The 11,066-nt window shown below is 28.5% G+C and carries 14 protein-coding genes; 3 read left to right on the top strand and 11 right to left on the bottom strand.

Annotation, left to right across the window (positions count from 1 at the left end; genetic code table 11):
* The 3 genes from KM800_RS14310 to KM800_RS14300 form a co-directional block, all read left to right on the top strand.
* Positions 1-513 (top strand): WG repeat-containing protein (locus KM800_RS14310; RefSeq protein ID WP_217813688.1); only part of this gene is annotated, 513 nt, incomplete at its 5' end.
* Positions 514-642: 129 nt separating this feature from the next.
* Entirely contained in the window at positions 643-768 is a 126-nt protein-coding gene (locus tag KM800_RS14305) for a helix-turn-helix domain-containing protein (protein ID WP_217813687.1), read from the top strand.
* Positions 769-923: 155 nt separating this feature from the next.
* Positions 924-1,835, top strand: coding sequence for an IS3 family transposase (locus tag KM800_RS14300; protein WP_217813686.1), 912 nt, complete (start codon positions 924-926; stop codon positions 1,833-1,835).
* 163 nt (positions 1,836-1,998) lie between these two features.
* Here the strand turns inward: KM800_RS14300 and KM800_RS14295 are convergent, their stop codons facing one another.
* From KM800_RS14295 to KM800_RS14250, 11 genes are all read right to left on the bottom strand, one after another.
* The gene (locus tag KM800_RS14295) at positions 1,999-2,676 is read right to left on the bottom strand and encodes a hypothetical protein (RefSeq protein WP_254906575.1); all 678 of its coding nucleotides are present in this window, start codon (positions 2,674-2,676) and stop codon (positions 1,999-2,001) included.
* Between the two features lie 50 nt (positions 2,677-2,726).
* Entirely contained in the window at positions 2,727-4,517 is a 1,791-nt protein-coding gene (locus KM800_RS14290; RefSeq protein ID WP_217813685.1) for a Spaf_1101 family AAA-like ATPase, read from the bottom strand.
* A 75-nt stretch (positions 4,518-4,592) separates the two neighbouring features.
* Positions 4,593-5,504, bottom strand: a complete 912-nt coding sequence (locus KM800_RS14285; protein ID WP_217813684.1) for an IS3 family transposase — start codon at positions 5,502-5,504, stop codon at positions 4,593-4,595.
* On the bottom strand, positions 5,501-5,785 hold the full coding sequence (locus KM800_RS14280; RefSeq protein WP_217813683.1) for a transposase: 285 nt from the start codon (positions 5,783-5,785) through the stop codon (positions 5,501-5,503). The genes KM800_RS14285 and KM800_RS14280 overlap by 4 nt, the downstream gene beginning before the upstream one ends.
* Positions 5,786-5,932: 147 nt before the next feature.
* Complete coding sequence (locus KM800_RS14275) at positions 5,933-6,583, bottom strand: CPBP family intramembrane glutamic endopeptidase (protein WP_217813682.1); 651 nt, start codon at positions 6,581-6,583, stop codon at positions 5,933-5,935.
* An 857-nt stretch (positions 6,584-7,440) separates the two neighbouring features.
* Positions 7,441-8,100 (bottom strand): hypothetical protein, encoded by a 660-nt coding sequence (locus tag KM800_RS14270; protein ID WP_217813681.1) that lies wholly within the window; start codon positions 8,098-8,100, stop codon positions 7,441-7,443.
* A 69-nt stretch (positions 8,101-8,169) separates the two neighbouring features.
* Positions 8,170-8,625 carry an AraC family transcriptional regulator gene (locus tag KM800_RS14265; RefSeq protein ID WP_217813680.1) on the bottom strand — a complete coding sequence of 152 codons (456 nt, stop codon included), beginning with the start codon at positions 8,623-8,625 and terminating at the stop codon, positions 8,170-8,172.
* A 180-nt stretch (positions 8,626-8,805) separates the two neighbouring features.
* Positions 8,806-9,510 (bottom strand): alpha/beta fold hydrolase, encoded by a 705-nt coding sequence (locus tag KM800_RS14260; protein ID WP_419195474.1) that lies wholly within the window; start codon positions 9,508-9,510, stop codon positions 8,806-8,808.
* Positions 9,511-9,564: 54 nt separating this feature from the next.
* Entirely contained in the window at positions 9,565-9,765 is a 201-nt protein-coding gene (locus tag KM800_RS15590; RefSeq protein ID WP_254906574.1) for a hypothetical protein, read from the bottom strand.
* 40 nt (positions 9,766-9,805) lie between these two features.
* Positions 9,806-9,961: a hypothetical protein gene (locus tag KM800_RS14255; protein WP_217813679.1), complete on the bottom strand. Its 156-nt coding sequence runs from the start codon at positions 9,959-9,961 to the stop codon at positions 9,806-9,808.
* 152 nt (positions 9,962-10,113) lie between these two features.
* Entirely contained in the window at positions 10,114-10,956 is an 843-nt protein-coding gene (locus KM800_RS14250; RefSeq protein ID WP_217813678.1) for a CPBP family intramembrane glutamic endopeptidase, read from the bottom strand.
* Between the last annotated feature and the right edge of the window lie 110 nt (positions 10,957-11,066).

Here is an 11,066-nt window from a genome sequence, read left to right as displayed (position 1 = left end):
TGGGGATTTATTAATACAAAAGGAGATATGATTATTAAACCTCAATTTGATACTATATTACCTTTTAGTGAAAATTTAGCAGGAGTTGAAATAAACAATAAATGGGGATTTATTAATACAAAAGGTACTATGGTCACCAAATTTCAATATAATAATGTAGCCTATTTCAATGAAAATTCAACAGGAAATTTATCAGTTTTCAATGAAAATTTGGCAGGAGTTGAAGTAAACAACAAATGGGGATTTATTGATACAAAAGGTAATATGGTTATTAAACCTCAATTTACATTTATATCATCTCCTTTTTCAAATGGATTAGCATTAGTAAGAAAAGATAACGGTAATGATCCTCAATACGAATATATAAATAAAGATGGGAATTACATATTTAAACCTAATTTAAAATATGCCCAACTATTTTCAAATGATTTAGCATTGGTAAGTACAGATAAAATTAATTTTGAATATATCAATTCAAAAGGTATTATAGTTTACAAATTAAAAAATAATTAAGCAAACTTTTTACAAGTATCCTTACATTATTGGAAAGTAATATGATGCTAGAATAAAAATAATACAAGTGAAATTGAGAAAGTTCCTGACAAGTATTAGAATAAATATAAAAGATGGAGGAACTTAATCATGAGAAAACAACATGACAAACAGTTTAAAGAAGATGCTATAAAATATTATATGGATCATAAAGAACTTGGAGTAAGAGGTTGTGCTCAAAACCTTGATATAGGTGGAAGTACCCTGTCAAAGTGAATTAGAGATTCTAAAAGCGAAAATGGTATTCAGGTTCGCGGTTCAGGTAATTACTCCAGTGATGAACAGAAGGAGATTGCACGATTAAAACGTGAACTTCGTGATACAAACGATGCTCTTGATGTATTAAAAAAAGCTATAAGCATTCTGGGAAAGTGACAGAAGCAATTTATCTTGAAGTCCAAAATAAATGTGAAGACATCAAGGAGAAGCGCCGGGTTTCTGTCAATGGAATGCTTCATATATTAGGCGTTTCACGTTCAGGGTACAATTCATGGCTGCATCGATTACCCTCAAATCAGCAGAAGAGAGAAAAGATTGTAAAGAAAAAAATCAGGGAAATCTATGACAAATCACATCAAAACTATGGTGCTCCTAAAATTGCAAAAGAAATACAGAAAGCTGGTGAAAAAATATCTGAACGTACTGTTGGAAAGTATATGAAGGAACTTGGAATTAAAGCTCAATATATAAAACCATATATCATTACTACAAAGAATTCTGATTTCAGCAGTAAACTTGAAAATATCTTAAATGAGCAATTTAATCCATCTGAGCCAAATGCAGTATGGTGCACAGATATTACATATCTGTGGACTAATTCAGGTTTTGTATATCTTACAAGTATCATGGATTTATACTCTCGAAAAATTATAGCTTGGACGCTTTCAGAAACTTTAAATGTTTCCTGCGTTACTAATACAATTAATAAAGCTAAGAAAAATAGAGAGCTTGTTAAACCGGTTATCATACATAGTGACAGGGGTAGTGAGTATGTGTCAAAAGAATATAGAAAAACTACTTCAAAAATGATACTTAGCTATTCCAAAAAAGCTTTTCCGTGGGAAAATGCATGTATTGAATCTTTCCACGCAATTATTAAGCGTGAATGGATAAATCGTTTTAGAATTAAAAATTACCGTCATGCTTATATTCTTGTATTTGAATATATTGAAACATTTTATAATACTACAAGAATTCATAGTCATTGTAACTATATGTCACCAAATCAATTTGAAAAAGCATATGAAAGATCCCAAAGAATTAGTATGCTAACAGCAAGTTAAAATATGGAAATAAGCTAGGATTTTCTCATTTTAATTTGTACTTTTTCTTGACATAGCACCAATATCTATACATTTAATAAATGAAATGATTGATATTAATAATAAATCCAGATAAAAAATAAGCGTGAATTTGTTTTTAATCAAATCTACGCTTATTTCTTTTTTACCAAAGGACATCTTTATAAATACTGTATTTATGTTTAAATGAATCCATTCCTCCCTCTAAATGATTGATAATTTGTATTTTTATACTATCTTCAGCGGGATAACCTGTTGTTCTTATCCATCCATGTTTATTATCTGATTCCATCACAACAACCTGATCCGCTTTAGCGTTTGTAACAATAGTAGCATTATGAGTAGCAATAATAACTTGTCTCCTTGCTTTTATAGCTTTTAGCTGATGCACCAGGTTCTTATATATATATCTATTATCTAAATTGTCTTCAGGCTGATCAATCAGAAGCGGCCTAAAATCTTCTGAATATTCACTATAGCCAAGAATAAAGGACAGCATAGCAACAACTTTTTGTCCTAACGAAAGTATTCTTATATCCTTGTATAATGGATTTCTTACTTCATTAGATTCTTTATTATTTAGGTTGAATTCTAAAGAAAAACTTTCGATTTCCGATACATATGTTTTTAAATACCTTATTATTTTTTTAATATTTTTATTTGTAGTAAGCTTTTTCAAGATTATTTCTATTAATCTTATTTCATCTTCACTTGTCATTTGTTTAATTCCCATATCAATAAGATCATTTGTTAATGGATTTTGAAAACCTTTAATAGGTATTTTTTTATTCATATCTTCATATCTGACATTAAAAGCATGCAATAGTAGATCTCTAACTCCCATCTTATCATCTAATGCAAAAACATAGTCAATTATGTTTTCATTTGTAATATTCCACTTATTGAAATATTCTTTTTATTGATAGACTTACCAAATATTAAATTTTCATAATCCATCTTTTCAGCTTGTCCTGATTGGGAGTATATAATCCTAAGTATTCCTTTTTGATTATTATTGAATGGATCAATTACTTTACTAACTTCTTCTTTTCTTTTTGAAAGAAATTCTTCCACACTCTCTAGCAGACTATTTAATCCTGATTTACTTCTAACATGTATTATGTTACCTGGTTTTGATAATGTCTTATTCTTAAACATAGTATTGAATATAAACTTGTTGATTTCATCACCACTTGCTGTTTGCACCAATTCATTTACAGAATAGCGGGTATCGAAAAATTCATTCAGCATAGAAGTTTTATTTTTTACGGATTCTAAATAAAGAACATTATCTTTTAATATTACTTTATTAATATCAAGACACTTGTTTCTTATATATTTAGATATTTCTGCAGAATTAAAATGATATGTATAATGATATTTGTTTTCTGGATTTTGTCCAAAATATCTAAGAATATTTTCATCATCTCTAACTTTATGGGGAAGATTTAATTTAATCAAATATTCTTGCTGCTTATAGACATACAGGATCCAAATTGGTCCATGTTTGCATAGAAAGTCAAGAGATTGAACCCCTGTGCAATTTTGATTCAATGCAAATTCAAGAATTTGTAGTATAGTACTTTTCCCTGTACCTCGCCCGCCAATAAGACAATTTAATGCCTCAGAAAAGGTTAAGCAAAAACCTTCACTATTTTTTCCTGTTAAAAATGCATCATTATTATTTTCTATAAATATACCTTTTATATACGTATTAGGAAGAATAGGTGTATTAAAAGAAACTGAAATATTATAATCTGCTAATGACTCTCTAAGCATATGAAATTTTCTTTTACTTCCCTTTATCCAGAAGTATTTATGTTTTAATTCTTCAATTGAGTGTGCATCATTATCAATAACATACTTCATCTTTCTATTAGTATAGTTCAATATTTTAGATTCAATAATTGATTTCTGTTCTTTGTCAGTTATTCCTATTATATTTAAGAATGGTAAGTTAAATAATTTATTTTTAAAAGCACCACTTAAATACTTCTTTTTTTCATTAAACATATATGATGAGTTAATATGTGCTATGTAACCAATACCACCTAATTCATTAATTTTAGATAATACATCAATGCTGGTAAGATAGGAACCATCTTTTTCGTTCAAAAGAATATCTTTTAACCAGTTATTTATAGCTTCCTTTAGCAAGGTATTATTATCAAATATGCCAACGATATGATTCTTGTCAGCACAACTTATTTCAATTCCTAATATAACCTCAGGATACATTGTACCCTTTTTAAAATATGAAAGCTTGTCAATTGCAGCTACCAGTTTATCATATCCATCTATAGTATTATGATCCGTAACAACTACAATTGATATGTTGTTATTAATTATCTGATTTGCATAAAGCAAATAACTAAGACATTCTTTTCTATCTTTATATATTGAAAATTTACTATCATTAAAAGTTTCTATTGGAACGTTAAAAAATACATGATTTTTAATACATAATTTATAAATATCTATATCACTTAATAATTTATATTTTTTATCATTATCTTTGAATTTATATAATAATTTAAAATCATGTGATGCTGGTGTATGAATATGAAAAACACTTTTATAAAAAACTCCAAATTTTTCTTTTAAATCACTTATTTTATTATATGCAGTTATTGCATCACTAAGAGCTTTATTTTCTGTATTCATATTATTTATCATCTGGTACTATGTCAAGAAAAAGCACAAATTAAAATGGGAAAATTCTAAATAAGCCTATAAACTTTAACTTGCAATTGATTCATTAAATTTTGCAGCCTTTTTATATGCTTTTTCAAACTCGTTTGGTGACATATAATTGCAATGGCTGTGAATCCTTACAGTATTATAAAATGTTTCAATGTATTCAAATACAATAATATATGCATGGTGGTAATTTTTAATTCTAAAGCGATTTATCCACTCACGTTTTATAATTGCGTGGAAGGATTCAATACAGGCATTATCCCATGGATATGCTTTTTTAGAATAACTAAGTACCATTTTTGAAGCAGTTTTTCTATATTCTTTTGACACATACTGCTTGCCCCTGTCGCTGTGTATGATGACTGGATTCACAAGCTTTCTGTTTTTCTTAGCTTTATTAATAGTATCAATAACACAAGAAACCTCCAAAGTTTTTGAAAGTGTCCAGGCTATAATTTTTCGTGAGTATAAATCCATAATACTTGCAAGGTATACAAAACCTGCATCAGTCCAAAGATATGTAATATCTGTACACCATACTGCATTTGGTGCAATAGGGTTAAACTGTCCATTTAGAATGTTTTCCAGCTTACTGCTGAAATCAGAATCCTTTGTAGTAATAGTGTATGGCTTTACATATTGAGCTCTAATTCCAAGTTCCTTCATATATTTTCCCACAGTGCGTTCTGATATTTTTTTACCGGTTTTTCGTATTTCTTTTGTAATTTTAGGAGCACCATAATTTTGATGTGATTTATCATAAATTTTTTTGATTTCTTCTTTTACAGCTTTCTTTCTCTTTTGTCTACCGGAAGGCAGGCGGTGCAGCCACGAATTATACCCTGAACGTGAAACGCCTAATATACTAAGCATTCCGCTGATAGAAACCCGGCGTTCCCCCTTGAGTTCTTCATGTTTATTCAGAACTTCAAGATAGATTGCTTCTGTCATTTTCCCAAAATGCCTATGGCTTTTTTTAATACATCAAGAGCATCCTTTGTGTTACGAAGTTCACGATTTAATCGTGCAATCTCTTTTTGTTCATCACTGGAATAATTACCAGAACCCCGGACTTGAATACCATTTTCGCTTTTGCAATCCTTAATCCATTTTGATAAAGTACTGGCACCTATGTCAAGGTTTAGGGCACAGCCTCTTATTCCAAGTTCCTTATGATCCATATAATATCTTACAGAATCTTCTTTAAACTGTTTGTCATGTTGTTTTCTCATGATAAGTTCCCCCATCTCTTATATTTATTTTAATCTCTAATGGGAACTTTCTCAATTTATTTTGTACTATTTTTATTCTAGCATCAATCCTTTGCTTTTGATTCAACATTGTATATTTAGTTTTTATTAAAACAATTCACACTATCATTATTGGATCTGTTTTGTATCATTACAAGTGATAAATCTAAATAAATATATAATATATATCCCTAATATAAGAAACATCAGACATGAAGATATTATATCTATTTTCAAAACTGGATATTTTGATACAAAGGCAACAAAATCAAATAGAGAGTGAAATATTATTCCAGGTATAATACTGCTTGTAATCTCAAATACAACTGTTAGTACTATACCTATGCCAATAGCAATAATAATTTGCATAACTAACTCTTGTATTGATTCCCCACTAAAAAAATTTAAAATATGAGTTAGCCCAAAAATAAAACCTGAAATAAAAATTGATTTTATAACAACTATATTTGCTAAAATAGCCTTATATAAAAAGCCCCTAAAAATTAATTCTTCTAAAAATCCTATACATATTGCAAGTAAAACACTACCCATGATATCTATAACTTTTAATTTAGAATTAAAACCTGTAATTCCATTTAAGATAATTAATAATAAAAGTGGTATATAAAAGAAAGTTTTTTTGACATTTTTATAATTTGGCTTCTTAAACCCATAATAAGAGAATTTCTCATTTTTCTTAATATAGAAAAAAAGCACAATTGATAATATTAATAATGCGATTCCGTCTCCTAAATTATTAACCCTAACAATTTTCTGCAAAGTACATCCCGCAGTTGCAATATTAAGATAAATAAAAATCCAAATTGCAGCATGTACTACCGGCGACTTTTTATATAATTTAAATATATTCTTCAACTCCTTTAATTAGCTTTAACTCACAATATTCCACAAAATACTATATTTATAAAAACAGACAAGATTATAGAGACATTTTAGCATAATGATTAAAATAATATTATTTGTTAGTTACTTTATCATTCAATTAGATAGTCGAGAGACTTACACCTATCAATGGTAAGCCCCTCATAGAATCCGTACGTGCTGCTTTCTCATAATAACATTCACATTTAATTTCTTTGGTTTTGCTAAAGAATAATATTACAACATTTCTATATATCCACTTCAACTGTAGCTTTTCTTATCGCTTCGCCTACATCATTTCTCCTGTCCCTGAGTCAGATGACGTGTTCTTAGAAAGATTGTTATATATGTACACTGGCATTACCTAGTCGCGATGGTACTATGAGGCTATCCGACTGCCTGTCATTCATCTGACATTCTACGCTTTATTGTTGTTTATCATACTTATTACTAAGAAACAACAGGCTCTTCCCCCACAATATAAAACATAATTGACCCTTTGACCTCGCAATGCCACATAGTTCTTGCTATTATGACCTACGTGATACTGCTTTCCTCGCCAATTAAGAAGTCAGCTCTTTGATATGCAAAATTTCGAGGCTCAATAACACTTCAACTCTACTTTCTCGCTGCCTACGCTTAGCTCCGCTCCAGCCATTACTGATGACAACTTCAAGACTTACCTTACTCAGAAGATTTCCACCTGCTAGCTTAATCACCCTTTGCTGGGTGCATAATTGGAATTTGTTTAATAACTATCTGGAATTTATGTGTTCATGTAATTGTAATGCTTTCTCACCTAATGAATATTCTTTTTCTGTTTCAAAATCAAATGTTCCATATACACCCTTTATATATTCTATTGGTATTTGATGAATATGGGCTTGTACAATTCTATTAAGAACTGGAACATCGAAATCAAATTCCGTGTCATCTGTCCACCCTATAGATTGAGCAATATTCAAATCATCTCTAAAATCTTGGAATTCAATGTTTTTTAATTGTGGCTTTACATAATTTTGGAATTCATAGCTTCTAATATTTCTCATACATAATACTATAAAATCTTGAAAATAAATTGGAATTGTATCAATTTCATCTGGAACTTCAAGCTCCAATATGGCATATTTTTCACCTGAATTGGAAACAGAATTCCAAAACATCTTATTTTTACTAAAATATAATTTGTACTGTTCAATATTTTTAACAGCTATATCGTTTAATTGTGTTATGCCAAAAACCAATCCTTTGCAATCTATATTGTTTCTGTAGCAGTATACATTTAAAATTTCATCATACGCAGGTTTCATTTTATTTCCGCCAAATCCATTAGATAAATTAAAATCGGGTTTATATAATCCTCTACTTAAAATAATATTAATCACATCTTCAGTTTGAGTTGTCCAAAATCTCATATTAATCATCCCTTTCAAATGTAATTTTTTTAATCAGCTCTATAAATTTACTATTTATCTTAATATTTTTTATAATATTGGTATACAAATTTCACAGTAGTGTTTATTTATCATCTGCATTGCATAGCGTTCAAGAATAGGTTTTCTATCATCAATTTCATAATTCCTTTTTGATAACTGTTGAAATATCTCCATCCATGCTTTTTGCACAGCAGCTGCCGTATGACTTATTTTAAACACACAATATTTTCCACTAATGGTTTCTCCAAAATTAATGTATTTATTATCATCCTTAAATTCATCTAAAATAACTAAACATACATCATAACGACAATCTTTAGATTCTGTGAATTTAGGGTTATCTTGGGTTATTCCTAATATTATTGAACTTTCATTTAATAAGTTTTTCTCTCTAGCCCAATTTTTTAATTGTTCCATTATTTGTACATTCTCTGAACCGTAAGATCCTGTCCTTCGTATATAAGCAACTTTATATGATGGTATCATCTCAATTTTAGTATCCACAACTTACCTTCTTTTTAAATATAGTACATCGATGCCTAAATTCATCATATAATGCTTTAAAATGTATTTCAACTTATTTTTTAAAATCGCTAAATTCTAATATTGTTTTACAACAACAACAACAACATAAAATAATCTAATTTCCTTCCTTATTTTAAACTTTTCCTCTATAAATCTAATTTAGTTTTTCTCTATAATACCAATATCTGATAAAGTGTCAAAAAATAAGTTAGGTTTGTCTATCATTGTCATATGTCCAGCACCAGGTATTAGATATAATCTTTTATGAGGGGCATTAATTTTTTTAAAGTATTCTTCGGCAATAACATAAGGGGTTTGCCAATCATTTTCACCTAGAATATAATAAATTGGCACTTTATATTCTGCTGATTCTGATTTTATATCAAATTTACTCCAAAATTCCAGTATTTCTTTATTTACTTTATCCATTTTCATCAACGCAAAAATATCTGACAATCTAAAAATAGGACTTCTAATTAGACCCATAATTGCAGAAAAATTGCTATTAACAGCTAAGCCATATTTAGCTTGAACTTTACGTAGTTTTTCAGATTTTTTCTTAAAATTAGTACCATGATTGTTTCCTGGATAATCACCTAAAGCTTCAAGCTCTTTTAGAGATTTTTTATCATTGGACTGCCAAGCTAATTCTTTAACTTTTTCATAGCCAACACGCTCATTTTGAAACATACTAATAACCTGTCCAACTCCAATATAATAGGCTACTTCTTCCGGATGTTTTTTTATAAATATACTTCCTAAAATAGTTCCCCAGGAATGCCCAAATAAAATTATTTTTTGCTTATTATATTTTATTTTTAAGTATTGAACAATTTCAAATAAATCCTTTAACATTAAATCAATTGTAGGACATTTATCTGGATTTTTAGTAAATGTTTTTCCGGCACCACGTTGATCCTAGTGGACTATAGTAAAAATTTTCTCCCATTTTTCCTGAAAAATATGAGAAAGCGTTGATTCTGCGAAACCTGGCCCACCATGTAAAAACAACATTACTGGGTTATCATATTTCGTACCAGAATGAAACAGATATTGATCTATACCATTTATATGTATATATTCTTCAAAATAAATCAATCTGTTAGATTTATTTTTCATAATTTTAAATCTCCTTTTATCACAAAAAAATTATTAATGTTTATTTACTCTTGTTTCTTAGTCTTTCAAATTTGTTTAATTCTCTTATTGTGGAATCATTTTCGATTTCACCAATTTTATAGTCAACTTCTTCTTCAAAACTATTCTGCTCTTCACCATCAAACCTATATAATTTCTTTAATAAAGTCCATAACATTTCCATTTCTTCAGTTGAAAAATGTTTCGAAATATCCGCAGGAAACTTTATTGAATTTTCACTACATTCTCTGATAATCTGTTTTCCTGTTTCTGTAATTTTAACATTAACTTCACGCTTATTCAGCTGACTAGGTACAAAAATGTAAAATATTAAGTATTACTATAAGTTTCATATTCTAATTGTTTTAATGGCTTTCTAAGCATGTCAAAAGAAATACATAATAAAACTATTAGTCTTATTATCCAAAAAATAACTGAGTAGATGTTGAGATTCTTCATAAAATCATTAAAGCAAATTGCCATGACAAAATTATCAAAACTATGATACAAGATTATAATTAATAGACTACTTTTTGTATTATTGTATAACCATGTAAACAGAATTGTTAACCAAATAGTTTCTAAAAGATAACTAATGAAACTTATATCATAACCTGGAACACGGAAATAAAACATAGGTATATGCCAACTTGCCCAAATAGTTCCTAATATTATGCTTGATATAAGAGGATTAAGCTTTTTTTGAAGTTTAGGCAATACAAATCCTCTCCAACCAAGTTCTTCTCCAACTGGGCCACCAAAAATCATAACAACAAAAAAACAAATTACTATCGTAAAAGGTGAAGTAAGTTGAAAACTTGAAATATTATTATTAATTTGAATTTTATAGTTTATTCCAATGATACTACAAATAAATGATGGTACATATATTGACAGTGCTGTATATAAAAATACAAAAGCATAAAAAAGTGGATTAATTCTCCATATAGTTAACTTTTTTAACAGTTTTTTTATGCCATTAACTCCATAATAATAGCCAGCAAAAATTATAGACATAATACTTGGTATAAATGAGCCTACTATACGGAAAAGTCCATTCAAACTCAAACTGGTTGAAGTAAATGCAATTATCCAAAATATCCAAGTAAATAGAAAAGTCATAATTAGGTAAACTATTATTTCATGTTTTTTTAAATTTTTTATTGTAATCACTTCCTATAAACCTATTTACAAAATCAAAATATAAAACTGTTTTACTACAATACAAGTATATTGAATATTAACTAAGTTTAATAGATTGTGGTGCTAGTATAAAAATGTAG

The organism is Clostridium tyrobutyricum, from assembly GCF_019144085.1.
GTDB lineage: Bacteria > Bacillota > Clostridia > Clostridiales > Clostridiaceae > Clostridium_B > Clostridium_B tyrobutyricum_A.
Note: the sequence above shows the minus strand (reverse complement) of the source record. Positions and strands in the feature narration are given on the sequence as shown.

Bases quoted from the DNA above. Each gene is read 5' to 3' on its own strand.
- KM800_RS14280 (WP_217813683.1), bottom strand. From the start codon at position 5,785: ATGAGAAAACAACATGACAAACAGTTTAAAGAAGATTCTGTAAGATAT.
- KM800_RS14270 (WP_217813681.1), bottom strand. From the start codon at position 8,100: ATGAGATTTTGGACAACTCAAACTGAAGATGTGATTAATATTATTTTA.
- KM800_RS14305 (WP_217813687.1), top strand. From the start codon at position 643: ATGAGAAAACAACATGACAAACAGTTTAAAGAAGATGCTATAAAATAT.
- KM800_RS14290 (WP_217813685.1), bottom strand. From the start codon at position 4,517: ATGAATACAGAAAATAAAGCTCTTAGTGATGCAATAACTGCATATAAT.
- KM800_RS15590 (WP_254906574.1), bottom strand. From the start codon at position 9,765: ATGAAAAATAAATCTAACAGATTGATTTATTTTGAAGAATATATACAT.
- KM800_RS14255 (WP_217813679.1), bottom strand. From the start codon at position 9,961: ATGTTATGGACTTTATTAAAGAAATTATATAGGTTTGATGGTGAAGAG.
- KM800_RS14285 (WP_217813684.1), bottom strand. From the start codon at position 5,504: ATGACAGAAGCAATCTATCTTGAAGTTCTGAATAAACATGAAGAACTC.